General features: G+C 42.4%; 22 protein-coding genes and 1 tRNA gene. 20 read left to right on the plus strand and 3 right to left on the minus strand.

All coding sequences use genetic code 11. The features are described from left to right. Window positions 1-29 precede the first annotated feature (29 nt). From ACZ5C4_RS03360 to ACZ5C4_RS03385, 6 genes are all read left to right on the plus strand, one after another. Window positions 30-473: an RbsD/FucU family protein gene (locus ACZ5C4_RS03360; protein WP_464519792.1), complete on the plus strand. Its 444-nt coding sequence runs from the start codon at window positions 30-32 to the stop codon at window positions 471-473. A 62-nt stretch (window positions 474-535) separates the two neighbouring features. Continuing rightward, a complete protein-coding gene (locus ACZ5C4_RS03365) occupies window positions 536-1,600 on the plus strand; it encodes a substrate-binding domain-containing protein (RefSeq protein ID WP_464519793.1) in 1,065 nt (354 codons plus the stop codon). Between the two features lie 104 nt (window positions 1,601-1,704). Continuing rightward, a complete protein-coding gene (locus ACZ5C4_RS03370; protein WP_464519794.1) occupies window positions 1,705-3,213 on the plus strand; it encodes a sugar ABC transporter ATP-binding protein in 1,509 nt (502 codons plus the stop codon). Between the two features lie 10 nt (window positions 3,214-3,223). Further along, window positions 3,224-4,198, plus strand: coding sequence for an ABC transporter permease (locus ACZ5C4_RS03375; protein WP_464519795.1), 975 nt, complete (start codon window positions 3,224-3,226; stop codon window positions 4,196-4,198). A gap of 272 nt (window positions 4,199-4,470) precedes the next feature. After that, the gene (locus ACZ5C4_RS03380) at window positions 4,471-5,502 is read left to right on the plus strand and encodes a LacI family DNA-binding transcriptional regulator (RefSeq protein ID WP_464519796.1); all 1,032 of its coding nucleotides are present in this window, start codon (window positions 4,471-4,473) and stop codon (window positions 5,500-5,502) included. 26 nt (window positions 5,503-5,528) lie between these two features. Further along, window positions 5,529-5,599 (plus strand) — tRNA-Gly (locus tag ACZ5C4_RS03385). A gap of 155 nt (window positions 5,600-5,754) precedes the next feature. Here the strand turns inward: ACZ5C4_RS03385 and ACZ5C4_RS03390 are convergent. Then, window positions 5,755-6,342: an N-acetyltransferase family protein gene (locus tag ACZ5C4_RS03390; protein ID WP_464519797.1), complete on the minus strand. Its 588-nt coding sequence runs from the start codon at window positions 6,340-6,342 to the stop codon at window positions 5,755-5,757. Between the two features lie 203 nt (window positions 6,343-6,545). On the opposite strand from ACZ5C4_RS03390, the gene ACZ5C4_RS03395 reads away from it, so the two are divergent. The 3 genes from ACZ5C4_RS03395 to ACZ5C4_RS03405 are packed head-to-tail and all read left to right on the plus strand — an operon-like array spanning window position 6,546 to window position 10,153. Continuing rightward, window positions 6,546-7,256, plus strand: coding sequence for an ABC transporter ATP-binding protein (locus ACZ5C4_RS03395; RefSeq protein ID WP_464519798.1), 711 nt, complete (start codon window positions 6,546-6,548; stop codon window positions 7,254-7,256). Next, window positions 7,243-8,772, plus strand: a complete 1,530-nt coding sequence (locus ACZ5C4_RS03400) for a COG1361 S-layer family protein (RefSeq protein ID WP_464519799.1) — start codon at window positions 7,243-7,245, stop codon at window positions 8,770-8,772. The genes ACZ5C4_RS03395 and ACZ5C4_RS03400 overlap by 14 nt, the downstream gene beginning before the upstream one ends. Beyond that, a complete protein-coding gene (locus tag ACZ5C4_RS03405; RefSeq protein WP_464519800.1) occupies window positions 8,729-10,153 on the plus strand; it encodes an ABC transporter permease in 1,425 nt (474 codons plus the stop codon). Before ACZ5C4_RS03400 ends, ACZ5C4_RS03405 begins: the two co-directional genes overlap by 44 nt. A 17-nt stretch (window positions 10,154-10,170) precedes the next feature. Here ACZ5C4_RS03405 and ACZ5C4_RS03410 read toward each other — a convergent pair whose 3' ends face one another. Both ACZ5C4_RS03410 and ACZ5C4_RS03415 read right to left on the minus strand, forming a co-directional pair. Further along, window positions 10,171-10,434, minus strand: coding sequence for a hypothetical protein (locus tag ACZ5C4_RS03410; protein WP_186876447.1), 264 nt, complete (start codon window positions 10,432-10,434; stop codon window positions 10,171-10,173). Between the two features lie 19 nt (window positions 10,435-10,453). Further along, entirely contained in the window at window positions 10,454-10,774 is a 321-nt protein-coding gene (locus ACZ5C4_RS03415; protein ID WP_464519801.1) for a nucleotidyltransferase domain-containing protein, read from the minus strand. Between the two features lie 280 nt (window positions 10,775-11,054). Here ACZ5C4_RS03415 and ACZ5C4_RS03420 point away from each other — a divergent pair, with 280 nt between their 5' ends. From ACZ5C4_RS03420 to ACZ5C4_RS03470, 11 genes are all read left to right on the plus strand, one after another. Beyond that, on the plus strand, window positions 11,055-11,747 hold the full coding sequence (locus ACZ5C4_RS03420; RefSeq protein ID WP_464519802.1) for a response regulator transcription factor: 693 nt from the start codon (window positions 11,055-11,057) through the stop codon (window positions 11,745-11,747). Between the two features lie 21 nt (window positions 11,748-11,768). After that, the gene (locus ACZ5C4_RS03425; protein WP_464519803.1) at window positions 11,769-12,617 is read left to right on the plus strand and encodes a sensor histidine kinase; all 849 of its coding nucleotides are present in this window, start codon (window positions 11,769-11,771) and stop codon (window positions 12,615-12,617) included. Window positions 12,618-12,789: 172 nt separating this feature from the next. Continuing rightward, window positions 12,790-13,470 carry an ABC transporter ATP-binding protein gene (locus tag ACZ5C4_RS03430; protein ID WP_464519804.1) on the plus strand — a complete coding sequence of 227 codons (681 nt, stop codon included), beginning with the start codon at window positions 12,790-12,792 and terminating at the stop codon, window positions 13,468-13,470. After that, window positions 13,463-16,012, plus strand: a complete 2,550-nt coding sequence (locus ACZ5C4_RS03435; RefSeq protein ID WP_464519805.1) for an ABC transporter permease — start codon at window positions 13,463-13,465, stop codon at window positions 16,010-16,012. Before ACZ5C4_RS03430 ends, ACZ5C4_RS03435 begins: the two co-directional genes overlap by 8 nt. 199 nt (window positions 16,013-16,211) lie before the next feature. Continuing rightward, a complete protein-coding gene (locus tag ACZ5C4_RS03440; RefSeq protein ID WP_464519806.1) occupies window positions 16,212-17,267 on the plus strand; it encodes a PTS sugar transporter subunit IIC in 1,056 nt (351 codons plus the stop codon). Window positions 17,268-17,528: 261 nt separating this feature from the next. Next, window positions 17,529-18,278 (plus strand): GTP pyrophosphokinase, encoded by a 750-nt coding sequence (locus ACZ5C4_RS03445; RefSeq protein ID WP_464519807.1) that lies wholly within the window; start codon window positions 17,529-17,531, stop codon window positions 18,276-18,278. Window positions 18,279-18,663: 385 nt separating this feature from the next. Next, window positions 18,664-19,722, plus strand: a complete 1,059-nt coding sequence (locus ACZ5C4_RS03450) for a nuclear transport factor 2 family protein (protein ID WP_464519808.1) — start codon at window positions 18,664-18,666, stop codon at window positions 19,720-19,722. Between the two features lie 37 nt (window positions 19,723-19,759). Then, window positions 19,760-20,509: an SDR family NAD(P)-dependent oxidoreductase gene (locus ACZ5C4_RS03455; RefSeq protein WP_464519809.1), complete on the plus strand. Its 750-nt coding sequence runs from the start codon at window positions 19,760-19,762 to the stop codon at window positions 20,507-20,509. Between the two features lie 6 nt (window positions 20,510-20,515). Next, the gene (locus ACZ5C4_RS03460) at window positions 20,516-21,160 is read left to right on the plus strand and encodes a TetR/AcrR family transcriptional regulator (protein WP_464519810.1); all 645 of its coding nucleotides are present in this window, start codon (window positions 20,516-20,518) and stop codon (window positions 21,158-21,160) included. Between the two features lie 99 nt (window positions 21,161-21,259). Continuing rightward, entirely contained in the window at window positions 21,260-22,441 is a 1,182-nt protein-coding gene (locus ACZ5C4_RS03465; protein WP_464519812.1) for a Gfo/Idh/MocA family protein, read from the plus strand. Window positions 22,442-22,468: 27 nt separating this feature from the next. Then, entirely contained in the window at window positions 22,469-22,957 is a 489-nt protein-coding gene (locus ACZ5C4_RS03470) for a VOC family protein (RefSeq protein WP_464519813.1), read from the plus strand. Window positions 22,958-22,962 lie beyond the last annotated feature (5 nt).

Raw genomic sequence — 22,962 nt, forward strand, 5'->3', positions numbered from 1 at the left:
AGATTCATATATAAAAAGGAGGAAGAGAAATGTTAAAAGGTATTCCAACAAGAATTGGATCCGACCTGCTGAAAGCGCTTGCAGACATGGGACACGGCGATTTGATTGTAATTGCAGACGACTTTTACCCGCCGGTTACAAAAACTCCTGGCGGGATCAGTATTCAGGCGAAAGGAAATACGGCGCCGGAGATGATTGAAGCTATTTTGCAGCTTATGCCGCTGGATGTAGAGTATTGTGAACATCCGGTAGAGTATATGGTGCCGGACAAGGATGCGGGCATCACAATGGAAAGACCGAAGGTATGGGATGACGCGATTGCCGCTGTAGAAAAGAACGGATATAGTGCAGGGCAGGTAGGAGAAATTGAGAGAACGAAATTTTATGAAAAAGCAGGAAGAGCCTATGTAACTGTATGCACCAGTGAGAGACAGCCATATGGATGCTTTATTATGCAGAAAGGTGTTTTGTAAAAAGAAATTCAAACGCTTATTGTCGGGTGACAATTTAAGTAAAATAAAAAGGAGGAAAACTTATGAAAATGAAAAAGTTGGTAGCAGCGGTATTAGCGGGAACAATGGTGCTTTCTCTTGCGGCGTGCAGTAAGGGTGGAGATTCCGGCAAAGCTTCTGGAGGAGGAGACGGAGAAACTTATACAATCGTATATTTGACTCCTTCTACGGCTTCCCAGTTCTGGACTTATGTAGGAATTGGAATTGAAAATGCCATGAAAGATATGGAAGAAGAACATGGCGTAAAAATTGATTTCTCAACAGTAGGGCCGGCAGAGGAAAGCCAGACAGAAGAATATGTAACGGCATTTGAGCAGTGTATTGCAAAGCAGCCAGATGCGATTGTGACAGCGACACTGGCGATTGATGCGACAGTTCCAAAAGCACAGGAAGCTACAAATGCAGGAATCGTGCTGAATTTTGTAAACTGTGGCCTTGGTGTGGGAGATGACGGGGCCCATGAAGAAGCATACAATCAGTTCTATTATTGCTCTAACGATACCATTGGAGAGATGGCAGCAGAGGCATTCCTTGACATTGCAGCAGAAAAAGGCATTTCAACAGAAGAAGGCGTTCTTGGGATGAATACAAATGTTGAAAACGAAGCGCTGAACCACAGAGTTGACAGCTTCCGTGCATATATCGAAGAGAACGCACCGGGATTGGAAATGACAGATACATATTATAATGGAAACGTAGTAGAAACAGCACAGTCTAATGCTGAAAATATCATCTCTACATATGGAGACAAACTGATGGGTATGTACTCCGGAAATAATATTACAGGCGACGGCGTGTGTCTTGCTGTACAAGGTTCTGGAATTGCAGATAAGATCGTAAATGTTGCGGTAGATTCTGATGATACAGAGATAGCAGCCCTGGAGGGTGGTTATCTGGATGCGATTATTGTGCAGGATGCTTACGCACAGGGATATAAATGTATGGAAAATGCGATTCTGACGCTGATTAACGGAGAAAATCCGGAAAGTGAAAAACAGGTAAACTGCCCGCCAGTAGTTATCACAAAGGATAACATGAATGAGGAGGAAATGCAGGATCTGCTTGACCCGACACGACTGCAGAAATAAGAAAGGTGCTTGGAACAGAATAGTAGTTTGATGAATCTAGGGAGGCTGTAGGAAATTGGTGAGATTTGCCGCTGCCTCCCGTTGTTATCAGAAAGGATGGAATTATGAGCGAGACAATTATGAAGATCGACCACATAAGCAAATTTTATCCTGGCGTCACAGCGTTGAACAATGTGAGTTTTGAGATTAAAAAAGGTGAAGTTCACGCTCTATGCGGTGAAAACGGTGCGGGAAAATCCACACTCATCAAATGTATTATGGGAGTCGAGAAACCAGATGAGGGAAAGGTTTCGATGAACTATAACGGAGAATGGATAGTCAATGCCAACGCGTTGGAAGCGCAGAGTCACGGTGTATTCGCCAATTATCAGCATGTCAATATTGCCTTGGATTTAAGCATTGCTGAAAATTACTTCCTGGGCAGACAGCCTAAGACAAAACTCAAAATGGTGGACTGGAGGAAAATGCAGGAAGACAGCCAGAAGATTATCGATAAATTTGAGATGAACGTTAATCCGAATGAGAAAATAAAAACCCTTCCGATTGCTATGCAGGCGATGGTGACGATCAGCAAAATATCGGTAAATGATGACATCAGGGTAGTAATTTTTGATGAACCTACAGCACTTCTGGAAAATGAAAAAGTAGATATTCTTTTCAAGTTTATAGCAGAGCTGAAAGAAAGGGGAGTCAGTATTATCTATATTTCTCATCGTCTGGAAGAGGTTATGGATATCTGTGATACAGTTACAGTTTTAAAAGATGGTACATATGTGGATACAAAACCAATTTCAGAGGTGACGAAGGATTCTCTGATTGCCATGATGGTAGGACGTGAAATGTCAGATATTTATAATATCAAACATCAGGTTCCGGGAGAAGAAATCTTAAAAATTGAGAATTTTACAGACAGCAAACATTTTAAAAATATTAATTTCAGCTTGAAGAAAGGCGAGATCCTAGGATTTGTCGGATTGGTTGGAGCAGGCCGAAGTGAAATTATGCGTGCGCTGTGCGGAGTGGAAAAAAGGCTGTCTGGTGATGTATATGTAAAAGGGAAGAAAGTGAACATCAAAAATCCAAGCGATGCTATGAAATACGGAATCAGCTTTCTGACAGAGGACAGGCGGACAGACGGGCTCGCACTTCAACTTCCAATTAAGACGAATATCAATATGAATTCCTACGAAATGATAAGCAAAGGCGGCGTGATCTCTCTGAAGGAGGAAAACAACAGGGCAGAGGATTATTCAAAACGTGTAAATGTCAAGACACCGAGTGTAATGCAGCTTGTGGGTAACCTGTCAGGAGGAAATCAACAGAAGGTCGTTATTGCAAAATTGCTGTGCTGCGATCCGGATGTCCTGATTTTTGATGAACCTACAGTCGGCGTGGATGTGGGGGCAAAGGAAGAAATTTATAAAATTATGGAAGGACTGACAGCACAAGGGAAATCCATTATTCTGATTTCGTCTTACCTGCCGGAAGTTATGGGGCTGTCTGACCGGTTGATTGTTATGGCGCAAGGAAAGATAACAGGCGAATTTGCAGGGGAAGAACTGGCAGGCTTAAGAGAAGAAGATGTTCTGAAACGGGCATCCATTGAAGGTTAGGAGGGTCATTATGAATCATGCAAAAAAAGGAAAAAACAGTTCTTTGACCAGCGTGTTCCAAAAGACGGAATTTACGCTTGGCATTATTATAGTGGCGCTGTTTATAGTTGCCACAGTAGGGACAGATAATTTCTGTACAGTATATAATATTACAAACCTGATGAAACAATGTGCGATCATCGGTGTACTGGCAGTAGCGCAGACAATGATTATTATTACAGGCGGCATTGATATAAGCTGCGGCGCTATTACAGGGTTATCCTGTATGGTTCTTGCGCTCTTGCAGAGAGATACAGATGTAAACTTTTTCCTGACACTGATTATAGCGGTAGTCGTATCCGTCATTTGTGGTCTGGTAAATGGAATTATCGTATATGAATTCCAGGTTCCGGCTATGATTGCCACCTTAGGTACACAGACAATCATATATGGTACTGTAAAGATTATAAGCGGTGCCCTTACAGTCAGCGGCCTGGATCAGAGGCTTCTGGATATGGGAAATACAAATATCGGCGGTATTTTACCTGTTCTTGCTATTTTCTGGGTGATTGTATCAGTGATCATCTTTCTTGTTCTTAAATTTACTATCTTCGGACGGAACTTGTATGTAATAGGCAGTGGAGTAGAGGTAGCAAAGCTATGTGGTATCAAAGTACGCGGTATGTTTTACACCGTATATGCTTTTGCAGGTCTGCTGTATGGCATTGCCGGAATTATGCTTGCAGCACGTGTACAGAGTGCACTGCCGACAGGTGGAGAAGGATATGAAATGAATGCCATCGCGGCGGCTGTTATCGGAGGTGCATCACTGACAGGAGGAAGAGGTGCAGTAGCGGGGACGATTTTGGGTACTATATTGATGACGTTAATTAATAATGCAGGAGTGCAGTTTGGATTAAATACGCATGTACTGTCGATTACAAGTGGTGTACTGATTATTTTGGCAGTAACAATGGATATGCTTAAGGCAAGGAAAAAAGGATAGTACAGTTTAGAAAATATAACCCCTCGTTTTTCGGTATTCCGAAAGACGGGGGAGAGTTAAACTTTAAGGTGTATACAGCCTGTTTTTTTTCGACGAAATCTCTCAGTATTTTGTAATCAGTGCCCCTCTCTTTACAAGAATGCGTGTGTCTTTGTAAAAAGAGGATATGTAGTAATAAAATACCGCTTTATGATAGTTGACATATTCTCAAATTGTTGCTATCTTGTAAAAAGCTAAATAATTGCCAAATAGGGCGAAGGAAAGGTGTTTTCATGAATATCTATGATATAGCAAAAGAAGCGGGAGTGTCGCCGTCTACGGTTTCCAGAGTATTAAACAATAGAGACAATGTAAAAAAGGATACCAGGGAGAAGGTGCTTCAGGTGATAGAAGGCAAGGCATACAAACCCAACCTGCTTGCCAGATCCTTAAGTGTGGGAGTGTCGCGGAATATCGCGTTTCTGGTTCCTGATATTGAGAATCCTTTTTTCAGCAAGGTACTGCATGGTATTTCAGACTGTGCAATAGAGAAGGACTATAATGTTTTCATGTTTGGTACTGATGAAAATACAGAGCGTGAACATAAAGTTCTTGAAAATCTAAAACTAGAAATGATAATGGGGCTGATTATCACGCCGGTATCCGAGAAGGATGAAGAGACAGTAGAATTTCTGAAACGATTTGAACAGCAGGGAATTCCAATTGTACTGGTGGATAGAGATATTCGTGGCTGCAAATTTGACGGCGTTTTTTCAAATGATGTAGAAAGTGCCTGTGAGGCAGTAGAGTGTCTGATTGAGGAAGGACACAAAAAAATCGGTGTTATAACCGGACCGGAAACATCAAAACCAGGATATGACCGCTGTGCAGGATATAAAAGAGCACTGAAAAAGCATAACATTGAAATCAATGAGAACTACATTGTCAGAGGGGGCTTTAAGGAAGAAGGCGCCTATTGTGCAATGAAAGTACTCATGGAACAGAAGGAACCTCCAACCGCGGTTTTTTCCTGTAATAATATGACAACACTAGGCTGCTTGAGATATATGCAGGAAAAGGGCATGAAGCTGACACGAGACATTTCCATGGTTTGTTTTGATGAAATAAAGGAACTGGAATATACGGACATTCGCCTGACATCTGTGGCAAGACCTATCTATGAGATGGGATATGAGGCGATGCATATTTTAGAAAAGCGATATGAAGACAAGGAAAAGAGAGGATCGGACAGATATATCATTAGAAGGCATACAGTAAATCCAAAGCTTGTAAAACGTGGTTCTGAAAAATACTTGCAATTTTAATGTGAAAGTATTATAATATTTTCCGTGCAGATGTAGTTCATCGGTAGAACACCAGCTTCCCAAGCTGGGGAGGCGGGTTCGATTCCCGTCATCTGCTTTACGGAGATTCCCTGTATGATATAGCAGTTTAGCACTGTAATCATGCAGGGATTTTTTATTGTACTAGGAAACTTTGTTTCCTATACAATAAAACCCTCTGGGGATGCGCACGCCGCAATAAGGAAATTTTACCGCTTTGCGGTATTGCGGCGGCTATTTATCTCTTTCTCTGGCAGAAAAGGTTTGGATAAGCTGTTCTCTTTTTTCTTTAGGTATTTCCTGTATAGAAAGAACAGGTGCAGGCGTTCCTTCATAAGGGAGGAGCGCCTTTTCATACCATGACACATCTCGCCATTTTCCGCATTTATATCCTGTATTATGATAGGTTCCAAGACAAGAAAAGCCCAGAGCAGTGTGCAGGTGTTCACTTTTTTTATTGGGAATAGTGATCCCACTGTAAACAGTATGCACCCCCTGCTCTTGGAGCAGTGCGATTAAGAGTCGGTACAATTTTTGTCCGAATCCTCTGGAAGTATAATTCTCATCCAGATAAATAGATAATTCTGCGTTCCACTGATAAGCAGCACGTTCCATCTGGCGGTGTGCATAGGCGTATCCTATGATTTTCTTATCTTCCTCACAGACAAGATAAGGGTAAAATGCAGAAAACGTCCGGATACGTTCTTGGAATTCTTCTATGGAAGGAAGGGTCTCTTCGAATGTGATAGGAGTATCAATATACTGAGCGTAAATTTTCAGCAAATCTTCTGTATCAGATAAGCGGACAAATCGGATAGTCATAGGCAGGCTCCTTTTCTATGTAAATTATGAACAGTTCCAGACAACATTATAGCAAATCCAGGAAGCGGGAAAAAGTATTTTCGATCTTAAGAAATTCTTAAACAAATTCCCATACAAATATTTCAATCTTTTCTATAGACTGGAAAAGGAATAAGTATCCGAAACAGAAGATCGGGAAAAAGGAAAGATGAAGGAGGGGCGGTGTGAAAAAAATTATAGAAGTGAAAAACCTATATAAGCTGTACCGTGTCGGGGACTCTGCTGTACGGGCGTTAGACGGGGTAAACTTTGAGATATACGAAGGAGAATTCTGCGCTATTGTCGGAACTTCTGGTTCTGGAAAATCCACACTTTTGAATATGCTGGCGGGCCTGGAGAAGCCGACGAAAGGTGAGATCGTGATAGACGGACATCATATAGAGGGATTGAAAGAGGACGAACTGGTAAAATTTAGGAGAGAAAATGTGGGATTTATTTTTCAGTCCTTTCACTTAATCGGAACGATGACTGCATTGGAAAATGTCGCTCTGCCGTTAAGCTTCAGAGGGGAAGCGCGAGATATCCGTTTGAAAAAAGCGGATAGGATGTTGGATCTTATGAGTCTTAAGAAGCATAAGAAGCACATGCCAAATCAAATGTCAGGCGGACAGCAGCAAAGAGTGGGAGTGGCGCGCGCGCTCGTGACGGATCCCAAAATTATATTTGCTGACGAGCCTACAGGTAATCTGGATTCTCATACTTCGGAAGAGGTCATGCGGCTGATGCAAAAAATTGTGCAGGAACAGAAACGGACACTTGTTATGGTAACACACGACAATCATCTCGCAGAATATGCAGACAGAGTATTCCATATTATAGATGGGAAAATTGTAAAGATAGAAAACTTAGGAGGGAAAAACCATGAAATTGATTAAAAGGACAGCAAGCCTGCTCTGCGCGGCTTTATTAATGGCAGGAATATTTGCGCCGGCGGGAGTCAGAGCAGGAGATGCGGCAATTCCGCAGATTAAACTTTCTGTGGGAAAAGGACAGAATACACCTACATATAAGGCAGGAGAGAAGGTGAAACTGGAGCTTAATATATTGAATCAAGGGACAGCGCCGGCGAAAAATGTGACGGTAACGCCTGTCCTTGAAGATGCGGCGTCCTGGCCGTTTGATATTGACAGTATGAATTATGAGCAGGAGCTGGGAGAAATACCGGCAGGAGGAGAGGCGAAAACTGTATCCTGGGACTTTCAGGTGCGCTCAGATGTAGAGAGCAAATCTTACCGGTTAGATTTTGAGGTCAAATATGAATCGGAAGATGGCAAATCGGAGAAAGAGAACAAGTATGTCTATGTGAAAACCGTTGCAAAACAGACAGAGGAGCAGGGTGGAACGCAAAACGGCGGGGAAGGTGAACCGTCAGGAACAGGAGACGACGGAAGCGGCATACAGACATACGGAATGGACGGTGGAGGCATAGTCAACAGCGATCCCGTAGTGTCAGGCGGCGGTTCAGGGAACGCGTCCGTACCTCGCGTCATTGTGACCGGCTTTAGTACAGAACCGGGGGAAGTGAAGGCGGGGAGTGACTTCAAGCTGGTGGTACATGTAAAAAATACGGCGTCCTGGACAGGAGTATCCAACATGTTGTTCGATTTCCAGGCGCCCTCCTCCGGTACGGAAGCAGCGGCAGAAGCGCCCGCGTTTCTTCCCTCTTCTGGTTCTAGTTCTGTTTATTTGGAGAGTATTCCGGCAGGGGAGACAAGAGATATTGCAATTGAGCTGAATGCAAGGGCGGATTTGGTACAGAAGCCGTACAGCATTGCAATGTCGATGAAATACGAGGATGGAAGTCAGACACAGTACGAGGGAAATTCCAGTTTGGCGATTCCAGTAAAACAGGCTGCACGGTTCGAATTCAGTGAGATTAAGGCTGCCCCCGAAAGTATTGCAGTGGGGGAAGAGGCAAATATCACCTGCAGCTTATACAACACAGGACGGATTAAATTATATAATGTAAAGGCAAAATTTCAGGGAGACGGGATCGAAGGCGATGAAATTTTTATAGGAAATCTGGAATCAGGAGCGACAGGAACAATTGACGGGATTGTGACAGGGACCTCTGAGACAACAGAAAATACCAAATGTAAAATGGTAGTAAGCTATGAAGATGAAGCGGGAAAAGCCTCTACAGTAGAAAAAGAATTTTCTCTGGGAGTGACTGCACAGGCAGAACCGGCAGATATGTCAGCTATGATGACGCAGGAAGAGGAAAAAGGGCTCCCCCTCCTGCCTATCCTTTTGATTGTTCTGCTTCTGGTGATTGTAGTTGTAGTGGTGATAGTAGTTAAGGTGAGAAAGAAAAAGAAGACAGCCATGGAAGAGGAGGAGTTGTTAGATGAGGTGGACCGATTTATTGAGGATGAGCATATCGAGCCTTAGGCGCCGGAAGCTTCGTACATTTCTGACAATTCTTGGGGTGGTAATCGGAACAGCCTCGATTGTGGTGATGATTTCTCTTGGTCTAGGTATGCAGGAATCTGTGTACAGAGAAATTGAACAGTCTGGGGGGATGACAAGCTTGACTGTCACAGGAAAGCAGACTGATACTGGTATGTACAGTTCTTCTTTGGGAAGTGAGGAGGAGTCAGATAAATATATTACAGATGAAGTGATTGCGCAGCTAAGGGAGATGGAACATGTAAAAAGCGCCGAGCCGGTTCTCAGCATGAATGCAATAGCCCTGAAAGGAAAATATATCGGCTATCTGGAATTAAGGGGGATGACGCCGGAAGGGTTAAAACAGTTGAAAATGGATCTGGTGCCAGGCGGAACGTTGCCGGATCCGGACAGCCGGAATTTAGATCTTGTAGTGGGAAACGGGGTTATCCAGTCCTTCTATGAAGAATCTACAGGCAAGGGATACTGGGATACGGGTGAGCTTCCGGATATTGATTTTATGAAAGACCAGATGTTTCTTATCCTAGATGAAAGTACCTATTTTCAGTCTCAGGAGAACACAGATATGGGAACCGGTGGAGAGAACGGGGAAAACGGACAGGACGGAAGTGCAGCTTCTGCACAGAAGAAAACGGCTAAAAAATATGTGGTAAAGGCAAGTGGAGTAATAGAAGGAGATGTCAATGCATATAACGCGAATTATTATTATGTATACTGCGATCTGGACACATTAAAAGAGATGCTGAAAAAAGAATTCAGAGGAAGTGTGATTCCTGGACAGCCAAGTACGAAGTCAGGAAAACCTTACAGCAAGTTTGTGTATTCTTCGGCAACCGTACAGGCAGATGACATGGGAGAAGTAGATGCGCTTTCAGCACAGATTCGGGAGATGGGTTACAATGTAACAACAAATGCAGAATACATGGAAAGCATGAAGAAACAGTTTGCAATGGTACAGGCGGTGTTGGGAGGTATTGGTGCGGTATCCCTGCTCGTGGCAGCGATAGGAATTGCAAATACAATGATGATGTCTATTTATGAAAGAACAAAAGAGATAGGTGTTATGAAAGTGATTGGGTGCAGTCTGAAAAATATCAAACAGATGTTTCTGCTAGAGGCGGCATTTATTGGATTTGTAGGAGGTGTGATTGGAAGTGTACTAAGCTTCTTGATGTCTTTTGTGATTAACTTCCTGACTGGAAATGGAAGCACTGTAGGGCTGGACGGAAATATTTCTTATATACCACTGTGGCTTGTGTTAGCTGCTCTTGCTTTCGCTGTGTTAGTAGGGATGACAGCAGGCTATTTTCCGGCAAAAAGAGCGATGCGACTAAGTCCGCTTGCCGCGATAAGAAATGAATGATAAAAGAGTGAATGTAGTTATTCCTCTATAATTTGAATTTCCAGATAATCGAAGTCAATAGAATCTACAAAGTTATCCTGGTAAAAACGTGCTTTATCATGCCGTTTAAACTCAGAAATAGTTGAATCCAGCCAGATTGGCTTGCTTAAATCAAATTCGTAACAGATGGCATCCAGCGCATTGAAAATTTTATGCGTGCGGGTGTCATCTGTTTCGTCACAGATTACAGTGTCTCTAAGCATTCGATTGTCTTTAAATTCTTTTCCCCATAAACGAAACATAGTTCTTTCCTTTCTATTTCTATACGGCGTCAAAACGTGATTTCTTTTCGTACAGGAGAATTCCTGTCTTTTTGATTTCCTGAAGAAGCTCTTTTGAAAGGGGATTCTCCAGAACAGTGATTTCGATTTTAAGAAATGTCGGCGCTGTTTTTCTTACATCGAGAGAAAATGCAGCGGTATGCCGTCCACTGACTGCAAGCTGGATACTGCTCTTGGCAGAGAACGTACCTTCTGCCCTGGGGCCAAACAGCAGTACTTTCTCTAAATGATGTTTCTGGGCAAGAAAACAAATTTCGTGAAGTACTGACGGCTTAATTCCTGTGTTGGGAATATGCTTCATGGCAGACGACTCCTTTCTTAAAATATCGAATTTTTGTAACAATCAACTGGGAGGCTGAACTGCTGCGAATTTTCAGCTTTGTCTGTGGACATTCTATCACAATTTATATACAGGCTCAAGATAGAAATATAAGACGACAGCAGGTTTATTTTTAGATTTTTACCAGATGACATGGTATACTAAGGTATACCCGAAAGGGCATCCCGTAATACATTCCCTTCGGGAAGGCGGGCTTCGCCCGACAAGATTATTGAAAATGCAGCAAAAAGAGGATAGAAAAATGGCAGAAATATTAATAATAGAGGATGACAAAGGATTGAATGAGGGGATTGCCATCGGGCTTGGCGGAGAGGACTATCATTTTACAGGGTGCAGTACACTTGCCGAAGCCAGGAGAAGCATCTATGAAGAGAAAAAGAGGTTCGACCTTGTGATACTGGACTTAAACCTTCCAGACGGCAGCGGGTATGAATTTCTAAAAGAATACAGAAGTATAACAGATCAGCCGGTGTTGGTTTTGACAGCAAATGATCTGGAAATGAATGAAGTGATGGGGTTCGAACTGGGGGCCAATGACTACGTGACAAAACCTTTTAGTCTTGCTGTTTTAAGAGCGAGGATTTCGAATCTGATAAAGCTTGGCAGAGAAAGAGAAAATGCAGAGTACGCAAGAGGAAGATACAAAGATGAGAAATTATATCTGGATACAAATGAAATGAAGTTCATAAAAGAGGGACGAGAGGTGCTTCTAAGCCGAACAGAACAGAAGCTTTTAAAAATCTTGCTTGAAAACAGGGGAAATACAATTCCAAAAGAACGTATGCTGGAAAAAATCTGGCCGGACGGAACGGAATTTGTGGAAGAAAACGCACTCTCTGTAGCAGTCAGCAGGCTGCGGGGAAAGATAGAGGATAATCCCTCTAAGCCGCAGCATATACTGAATGTTTATGGGATTGGATATGTATGGAGATAGAAAGGGAATAAGAAAGAAGCTATGGACAGGTTCGTTAGGAGAAAGACATTTGAGATCCTGAATAAGATGGTGGATGAAGCTTTGGCGGGGACATTTACGGAATCGGATTATGATGAGAGTGAATTGTCAAAGTTAGAATCAAAATGGATGCGGTTTTTGAGCGCTTCTGTGCTTAACAGAGAGGCGCTCGAAAAGGAACGGCAGTCCATACAGGAGCTTGTCTCGGACATTTCGCATCAAGTGAAAACACCGATAGCAAATATTCTCTTGTATGGAGAGATTTTAGAGGAAAGACTTGAGGGCAGCAAGGAGAAAGAACTGGCGGAACACCTTTTAAAAGAGACAGAACGGTTAGAGTTTCTGATACAGTCTCTAATAAAAATGTCCCGGCTTGAAACCAACACTATTCAGGTGCTGCCGGAGGTACAGTCTCTTATTCCACTTCTCGAGGAGGTAGTGGAGCGAGGGGAGAAGAAACAAAAATTAAAAGGAATTCAGATAGAAAAGATAGGGTGGTCGGATACGCTTTTGGCGTGTTTTGATAAGAAATGGACTGAAGAGGCGATCTATAATATTTTGGATAATGCCTTGAAATATACAGAAGAAAACAGTAAGATAGTCATTCGGATCGTACCATATGAATTTTTTGTGCGGATTTGTATAAAAGATGAAGGGCCTGGAGTGACAGAGGAGGAAGCCCCTCTGTTGTTTAAACGGTTTTACAGAAGTCCCAGATTCAGTGAAAAGGAGGGTGTGGGACTGGGGTTATATTTATCGAGAGAGATTTTAAGAAAAGAAGGGGGCTACATCAAAGTAACTTCTCCAAAAGAAGGCGGAACGGAATTTTCTGTATTTTTGAAATGTTATTGAATGTGGAAGAGTCCGCCTGGGAAATCTTTCGAAAATGACAGATTTGAGAAAGTACACAGAAAGATTGCTGTGATAAAGTCAGATAATAGAAGACGGCGTCGGCGTACACTGCATGGGAGCTGCCTGCGTGTTCGCCGGCGTCTGGCTTTTTTACATCAAGGAGGCGAAAAGAATGGAGACAATTTTACAGGCAAGAGACTTGAAAAAATACTATGGAAGTGGGGAAAACCAGGTTCGTGCATTGGATGGGGTATCTTTATCCATCCGTCGGGGAGAGTTTGTAGCGGTGGTAGGAACTTCCGGTTCCGGTAAGTCAACGCTTCTGCATATGCTGGGAGGACTGGACAGACCAACCTCCGGAAAGGTGCTGGTGGATGGAAAGGATATTTTTCGATTGAAGGATGATGCTCTCTGTATTTTCCGAAGAAGAAAGATTGGATTCGTTTTTCAAAGCTACAATCTTGTTCCAGTGTTGAATGTAGAGGAAAATATTACACTGCCGATTGAATTGGACGGAAACCATATAGATACCATGTTTGTCCAGGAGATTGTCCAGGTATTAGGATTGGCAAATAAACTGGGAAGCCTGCCAAGTGAGTTGTCCGGCGGGCAGCAGCAAAGAGTTGCAATCGCCAGGGCGCTTGCGGCAAAACCGGCGATTTTGCTTGCCGATGAACCGACCGGCAATTTGGATTCGGTTACCAGCCAGGACGTCTTAAGTCTCTTGAAAGTGACAAGCGAACAATTTGGTCAGACTATTGTTATGATTACACACAATGAAGAGATTGCACAGATGGCAGATCGGATTATTCGAATTGAAGACGGCAGAATAAGGGGTGAATCCTATGAGTAGAGTGAGAAATCAGAAGGTCTTAAAAAAACTCTCACAGAGGATTCTAAAGTCTAGGAAAAAGAAAAACGTGATCAGCCTTGCGGCGATTCTTTTGACGACAGTTCTGTTTACAACGGTATTCTCTGTAGGTGGCAGCCTGATAAAAAGCAATACCGAGTCTACTATGCGTCAGGTTGGCGGAAGTACCCATGCGGGATATAAAAACATGACACAGGAGGAATATGAGATTGTAAAGCAGGATGAGAAAATACAGGATGTATCCTACAATATTATGGTAGGCGTTACAACGAACCCGCAGTTGAACAAAATACAAGGTGAGGTACGTTACTTTGAGCCTCTGGATGCAAAGCACAGCTTTTCCTATCCGACAGTCGGAAATATGCCGGAAAAGGAAGATGAGGCGGCGATGAGTACGATTGTACTGGACGCACTGGGGATACAGCATAAACTGGGAGAGAAAGTGACTCTGGACATACAGATACATGGCGCCGTACAGACGAAGACATTTGTGCTGTGCGGTTACTGGGAGGGGGATTCGGTTTCTCGTGCACAGGAGATATTAGTGTCGAGAAAATGGGCGGATAAGGTGGCGCCTGTAGAGACAACTCCCTTCTATGAGACAGACCAGACGGATCACAGCGGCTATATGAATGTAAACTTTAATTTCTCTAATTCTTTTGACATTGAAAAGAAGACAGAGGAATTGACGCAGCGCTGCGGCTTTGACGCGGATAAGACAAAGGCAGGGATTAACTGGGCATATGGGTTTTCTTCTGTAGATGCAGGTTCCATTCTGCTTATCGTTGTTCTGCTTGGAGTAATTATGCTCTCGGGATATTTGATTATCTATAATATTTTCTACTTGAGTATTTTTGGTGACATTCGTTTTTATGGGTTGCTTAAAACGATAGGGACAACGGGAAGACAGTTGAAGAAAATCGTGAGAAAACAGGCGTGGCAGCTTTGCCTTCTGGGGATTCCGGCAGGGCTTCTTATCGGATGGCTGACGGGGAGATTTTTTACCCCCTTTGTCGTCAATATGCTGGACGGAATAACGATGTATTATTCCGCTAATCCATTGATCTTTTTGGGCTCTGCGGCATTTACGATTCTGACAGTCTATATAAGCTGTATCAAGCCATGCAGAATGGCCGCGAAAGTGTCTCCGATTGAAGCAGTCCGCTTTACAGAGAAAAGAAAAAGGAAGAAAACGAAAAAAACAAAGAAAGCAACCGCGTTTCATATGGCGATTTCAAACCTGAAACGAAATACAAAAAAATTGGTATTGGTTGTATTTTCGTTGTCATTGAGTTTGATTCTTCTAAACAGCGCATATACAATTGTGACTGGATTTGACATGGATAAGTTTCTTTCCTCGTATATGGTCTCTGATTACATGGTAACAGATTCCAGTATGGTGAATCTGAGCGCTTCCTATGTGGAGTATGAGGGAGTGACGGAAGAATTTCTTACAGAGCTAAAAGAACAGGAAGGAGTAAAAAATATCGGCAATATTTATGTCTGCGGCAATTACCATTATTACTCCGATACAGAATGGGAAAGATTGGAAGAAATCATGGCGGATCCGGCTTATGCGGACTGGTTTGGAGACAGCATGCTCAAAGAATCCTTCGATTATGTCAGAGAAGAAAAAGCAACAGATATAGACATTTATGGGGTAAATAAAGTAGCAGCAGAGAAAATACAGCTTTCCGGAGGAAAAGAGATAGACTGGGAAAAATTCTGCACCGGAGACTATGTCATTGTCAATGCAATGGACAGTACAGAAGCAGAGGTATCCTTCAACAGTCCGTTTCTAAAGGCGGGAGATAAGGTGACGCTGGAATTTGAGGAAGGAAAGTCTAAGGAATACGAGGTGCTTTATGTAGGGCAGATGCCAATGGCGCTTGGAACACAGCATTTTCCACTGATACCGGAAAGCTTTATACTGCCGGACACAGAGTTGAAAAAGCAGTCTGGAATAAAGCAACCTATGCGGACGATTTTTGACGCGGAGGACGGGCAAAAAGAGGAGATCGCAAAGTGGCTGGCAGACTACTGTGAAAAAGTCAATCCAGATTTGGCACAGAGAACAAAAGCGGATTATCAGAAAGAATTTGAAGGTGTGAAGCAGGTATTTGTCATTGCCGGAGGAATTTTAAGCGCGGTGCTTGCATTGATAGGAATCCTGAATTTCGTGAATGTGACAGTGACCTCGATTCTTTCGCGCAGACAGGAGCTTGCTATGCTTGCGGCAATCGGGATGACAGGAAAACAATTGCGGAGAATGTTAAGAGACGAAGGGATCGTCTATGGAGTCTTAACCATATTAGTAAGCGCCAGTGCGGGAACCGCAATCGGGTATTTTCTCGTTGAGGCAGTGGCAGGACAAATGTGGATGTTTAGCTGGCATTTCACACTTCTGCCGATTGTGATATGTATTCCGTTCCTTCTCTTGATTTCTGTCATTGTTCCGGAAATGTGCTATCGGAATATGTGTAGAAATACAGTTGTGGAACGACTTCGGGCAACAGAGGATTGAGCCGCCTGTCAAGAGACAGCCGATATATGAAATGTAGTATATCGGCTGTTTTGCTGTAATTGTTCGGCCGTAGGATTCTGATGGACAGCGATATACTTTTCTGTTTATTTATGCTAAAATAGACAAGAATGTGTGCCTTTGCAGAGCGAAGTGCACAGCGTTTACAGAGGAAAACATAGTATACAGGGAGTGCATGGAGATGAAAAAGCTGTTAGACAGAATTTTTATTGATGGATTGGGTGGAATGGCACATGGTTTGTTCGCTACTTTAATTATCGGAACGATCATTCAGCAGGCCGGTACGTTTATGGGCGGAGAAACAGGAAACCTCATCTTTCTTATCGGCAAAGTGGCCGCAGCGCTGACTGGGGCAGGAATCGGAATCGGTGTGGCAAGAAAATTAGAAGCGCCGCAGTTGGTAATTATATCGGCGGCTGTGGTAGGTATGGCAGGCGCCTTTGCAGACAAGCTGCTTGCCGGAAGTGTGCTAAAAGACGGTAGTATTGTCCTTACAGGCCCCGGAGAACCACTCGGAGCTTTTATCGCGGCATATATTGCGATTGAGATCGGGATCTTGATTTCGGGAAAAACAAAACTGGATATTCTTTTGACTCCTCTGGTTTGTATCGGAGCAGGGACGGCTGTGGGTCTGTTTTTAGGGCCGCCTATATCCAAATTTATGATGTGGCTTGGTTCTTTGATTAACTGGGGGACACAGCAGCAGCCTTTTTTGATGGGAGTTGTCGTGTCTGTGCTTATGGGGATGATATTAACCCTGCCCATCAGTTCTGCGGCGCTGGGAGTCATTTTAAATTTGTCCGGTCTTGCGGCAGGGGCGGCAACAGTCGGCTGCTGCTGTAATATGATTGGCTTTGCTGTGGCGAGCTTCAGGGAAAATAAGGTGGGCGGCTTGCTGGCACAGGGGCTTGGAACCTCTATGTTACAGGTTCCCAATATTGTAAAGCGGCCTGTTATCTGGCTGCCTGTGATTTTATCCAGTGCGATATTGGGTCCGGTGGGGACTATGCTTCTGCATATGACGAATAATGCGACAGGTTCCGGAATGGGGACTGCCGGTCTGGTAGGGCCGATCATGACATGGCAGGTTATGACTGCCAGTGAGCCTGCAATGGTTGTATTTGTAAAAATTCTTCTTATTCAATTTATTCTTCCGGCAGTTCTGACGCTGTTTATTTCAGAGTTTATGCGTAAGAAAAAGTGGATCCGGTATGGAGATATGAGACTTACAGACTGATGTGGATGTAACCGTTCAGCCCGCGCCATTCGTAAAACCGCACTGCGTGCTTATCGTGGCTGCCGCCACCGTTTTACTCATTGATGGGCGCTTAAGCTCATACAGATGTACGCTCGCAAAAACATGCAAGCATGTTTTATGCTTCCCGCACACTGTGTGGCTGAACGGTTACATATAGATTTATAAAAAAAGAGTGAACTCTGTGACAGAAAGGGTAAAATATGGTATACTGAACAAAGCAGGAAAGGAGGAAGCCCCAAGGTGAGAAGTGAACAGCAGATTCAGGATGCATTGAGAAATTATGAAGATGTTGATAGCTGGAAAACAGTCATTTTCCTGTACAATGCAGCATTAAAGGAAGTCGGAACGAAGCTGGAAATATTAAACGAAGAGTTTCAGCATGTACATAGGTATAATCCGATCGAACATATAAAGACCCGAATTAAAACTCCGGAAAGTATCGTAAAGAAGTTAAAAAGAAATGGTTATGAGACTTCTATAGAAAATATGGTAAAATATATCAATGATATTGCGGGGGTACGCCTGATTTGTTCTTTTACCTCGGATATTTACCGCCTGGCTGAAATGATAGGGAATCAGAGCGACTTAAAGGTTCTTTCTATTAAAGATTATATTAAAAATCCGAAGGAGAGTGGTTATAAAAGCTACCATATGTTGGTGTCTGTACCGATTTTTCTTTCGGACAGTGTGGTGGATACGAAAGTAGAAATACAGATTCGCACCATAGCGATGGATTTCTGGGCGAGTCTGGAGCATAAGATTTATTATAAGTTTGAAGGAAATGCTCCGGAATATATAAGCCGGGAGTTAAAAGAGTGTGCACAGATGGTTTCCGAGCTGGATGATAAAATGTTGTCTCTAAATGATGCAATCCTGGAGTGTGCGATGAATGCTGTGCTGGAGGAAGAACAGGTAACAGTGGAAGATGTCGCTGAACATGTTTTGGGAAGCAGGGAAAAACAAAAGGAACTGCAGTTTGGACATAAGTAATGTTTTGAAAAGTTTATAACGATAAAGTACGAGCATGGTATGCTCCTCATATGATAGGTAATGGGAATATGAAATACTATCGTATGAGGAGCATATTTATGCTTAAAAAGAATTTTTTTAGATAATGTAAAGTTTCTAAATACAATTTAACATGGGACACATATATTATTTTGAAGGTGAGGTCTAAAAATAAAAACATAATTATGCATAAAAATAAAACTGAAAAATTATATAAAATAACGAAAATATAAAAAATGTATTGTGAAAATATATAAAAAATAAGAGGGAAAATTGTTGTATTATGATAATTGACTAATATTTGCGTAAGATATATTATAATTACAAAAAGGGACACGTGTTTCAAAATAAAATGGAGGGAAATTTAATGAGTGAAGTAAAAAATAAAGAGCATGAAGGAAGAACAATGATAGAGTCCAAAAGTGATTATGAGCAAATTAAATGTGCATTTGAAAAATTTGTGAAGGCTTGGGAGACGACTGAAGTTGATGAAATTGACAGCGTGGTGGCAAAAGATACATACGCCAATTTTAGCATTTTTGGAGAAGCGTGCAGCAGGGACTTTTTAAAGCATAATCTGAAACAGAGGACAAGAAAGACTACATATGCAAGGTTTTTAATCAATAATTATGTATGCCTCATTGAAGGAAATAAGGCGCAGCAAATAGCAGGTATAGCAGCGCTTCTTTCAGACAGCTCAGGAAAGGAATATGCACATTATTGCTTCAATGGAATGTTTGCCAACAGTTGGGTCAAGACGGAAACAGGCTGGCAGATGAACAGTATCCGCTTTGATCTTCTGACAGATGATGCCAATATTTTAACCAGGGATGAGACAGGTTCCTTTATTACTGTGAAAGGGACAGGGGATCTTTCCTTTGTAAAAAATTGGAAGCCGATAATCGATAAAAATGGATTCTATTTTGGCACCAGACTTAATTCTATCTGTGCAGAGTATGATGCTCCCTGGTATGTGATTCAGAATCGAGAGAATATCGGGACAGATGAGGAGCAGATAGAAGAATTATTTTATAAGTATTGTTTTGCGATAGACATGGATAGTTTCGGATTATTTAAAGATGTATGGACAGATGATGTTGTTGCATATCTGCCGCCTCTTGGGATCCATGATAAGCGTGGAATCACAAATGTTTTAAAACTGAATAAATCAGGCTCGAGGCGCTGCCAACATATGGGAAGAGTAAAATCTATTGAGGTACACGGAGATACAGCCGATATTGTCATGTACCATATGGACAGCACAATGATTCAGCCGCCATATACGATTACCAAAGAGACAGAAAAGAAAGATATTGTTGGCTCGCGTTGGCGTATTCAGGCGAGAAAAGAGAATGGAGAGTGGCGTTTCAGCAAATTTTTTTATGAATATGGACCTTTTATAGAAGGAGAGTTTAAAGAGGAATAGAGATAGAAAGCTATTTATAAGCGAGGTGACAGTAAAAATGTCTGTGGCACAAGTAATCCTGGTTACTGGTGGAACGAGTGGAATTGGATTCCAGATTTCGAAGAAATTTATAAAGAAAGGTTTTTGTGTGATCGCTGCCAGCCTGGATGAAAAACAGAAGGTGGAGAAAGCGATGGATGCCTTAAGAAAAGCGGGCGGATGTGCTGAATATGGTTATCTGGATGTAAGTGACAGGGATAGTTGTAAGCAATTGATAAAATATGTTATAAATAAATATGGACGATTGGATGTCCTAGTCAATGCAGCAGGAGTGAGAGGGAAAGCAGTTCCTCCGTCAAAGACGGATTTTAACGACTTGGAAAAAACGATGCGCGTCAATTTTTTCGGGACAGTTATGATGTCTACTTTGGCGGCAGATTATATGAAAAAACAACGATCCGGCGCTATTATAAATATCAGCTCCATTAGTGGCTCAATGGTTACCGCTTCCGATTATGGGTATCACTGTTCCAAATGTAGTGTAGATATGGCGACGAAGATCCTGGCAAAGGAGGTTTCTCCATTTGGCGTACGCTGTATTTCTGTTGCGCCGGGAGGGGTGAAGACAGGAATGAATTCATCCGAATGGGAGAAAGAAGGTCGAAAGCTGCACGTCAGAAAACGGCTGCTCACAGGGGAAGAGGTGGCAGATGCCGTTTATTTAATGACAACGCAGGAAGCATCTGCAGTCAATGGGTCTGTTTTATTGGCGGATGACGGGTACACAGCATTTAAAGGAGTATTTTAAAAGAAAATGAAAGAGACAGAGTCTATGACAGAAAAATTTAAAGAAACAAATGAGAGGATACTGGCTATTTCCAGGCGTTTGTTTTCCCAAAACGGGATTGCGAATGTGGAGATGAAAGATATCTGCAAGGAGTCAGGCTGTAGCAGGAGTACGTTATACCGGCATTTTGCGTCAAAGGAAGCGATACTTTTTGTCCTGACAAATGAGTCTGTGATAAGAATTATGGAGGCTGCTATTATTCCTCCGCGAATGAAGTTTGCGAACGGATATGAAGCATTATCCTGGCAGCTGAGATCGCAGATTGCATATATGGAAAATAATGTAAATGAAATCACATTTATGAGGGATTTTGATTATTTTTATACACGGTTTATTCCAGAAACAGAAGAGGGGATAAAATTTGAGCGTGAGATGATACAAAACAGAGGGAGACAGGAGCTGCTAAAAAGTCTTTCAGCAGGAGTTCAAGATGGGAGTATATGTCCGGTTGAAAATCTTGAATTGATGGTATATACACTGGTTAATTCTTGTATCGCAATGGCACAGCGTATCCTGCCAAGAGAGAACATATACCGAAATGAAATGAAATATGGCAGAGAGATGCTGGAGACACAGGCAGAACTTTTGCTTTCTGCATTAAAAGCAAAATAAAAGTATCGTAAGGTATTTTTATTTTGCTTCTGAATGGGACATGTGTATCAAAAATACAGAAAAAATGGAGCATGTGAATCTAAAAAGGAGGGTAGAGCAATGAAACCAGTAAAAACGGCGATTATAGGATGTGGCATGATAAGTAATATTTACATCCGTAATTTACAGAATCTCTTTCATATTATCGATCTTACAACGTTATGTGATGTGCGGAAAGAAAATGCACAAGAGAAAGCAAAAATGTACGGAGTGCCAAAGGTAATGACGCTTGACGAACTTTCTTCATCTGATGAAATTGAACTTGCAGTAAATCTGACCGGACCAGGCGCGCATTACAGTGTGTCAAAAAAGATGCTTGAGTCAGGAAAACATGTGTTTTCAGAAAAGACCCTTGCAGTGACAATGGCAGAAGGGATAGAATTGGTAAATTTGGCAAATGAAAAAGGACTGTATCTGGGAGCAGCGCCAGATACTGTACTCGGTGCGGGGCTCCAGACTGCACGAAAAGCGATCGACACAGGATGGATAGGGAAAGTAACTTCTTGCTATGCATCTATCAATCGGAATCAGATTTTGAATTCAGAGCTATTTCATTTCATACAGAAGGATCGCGGAGGTGCTTTTCCGCTAGATGTAGGTGTGTATTATGCGGCTGCACTGGTCAGTCTATTGGGGCCGGTAAAAGCGGTGAGTGGCTTCTCTGTGAAAGCGCCGTTCCATGAGAAGGAATTGTTGTTTACGGGAGGCGAGGAAGAAGGATGGCAGTTAGAAGGCGATAATCTTCTTGCGGGAGCAATGCAGTTTAAAAATGGTGCAGTGGGAACATTACATTTGAATGGAATGAGTATTAACAGAGAACAGCCGGTACTTAAGATTTATGGGACGGAGGGAATATTGACTCTGGGAGATCCGAATACATTTTATGGGGAAGTAAAACTGCAAAGAGAAACAAAAGAAGCATGCGTACTCCCGTTTACCCACGGATATGATGGAAGTGCTGTTTTAGATGACCCTACGTCTTTTGAAAAAACCTATGGACACCGTGGAGTCGGGGCTGCTGAAATGGCATGGGCAATACGTATGGGAAGACCAGCCAGATGCAGCAAGGAATTTGCTCTCCACACATTAGAAATTCTACTTGGAATCGAACAGGCATCAAAAGAAGGAAAGGTATACCAAATGACTACAGATTGTAATTTCCAACCTTTAAGATCCGGATACTATTCCACTACATTTGGAACCGCAATGAGGGCGGATGCAGAAAGATCGTTGATAGAGTAATAAAGACAAGGAAAAGAGGAAAAGAAAATGGCAAAAATTAGAACCGCGCAGATCAGACAAATCGGAATTATGGTAAAAGATATGGAGAAAACAGTTGCAGCTTTCGAAAAATTTCTGGGAAGGAAAGCGGATTTCGTAGGTGTGACAGAAAAAGCAGAGGTGACAGGACAGAAACTTCATGGAAAAGTATGTTATGGACGTTGTCATCAGGCGTTATTTAATCTGGAGAATATTCAGATTGAGTTGGTATCCCCGTATGGAGAAGGAGACTCCGTCTGGAAAGAATGTCTTGAGAAAAATGGAGAGGGACTCCATCATCTGGCGTTTAAGACAGAGAATATACAGGAGGCAATAAAAGATTTAGAGCAAAATAACAATGCAGAATTAGTACAATATGGTACATGGCCGGATTCGCCAAAGAATGGACAATATGCATATATGGATATGCGTTCTGAAATTACGACATTTGTAGAACTTTTAGAAGCAGATGAAGGGGAGAAATGGGACGAAATTTAAGGAGC

It is taken from the genome of Mediterraneibacter flintii, from assembly GCF_055387595.1.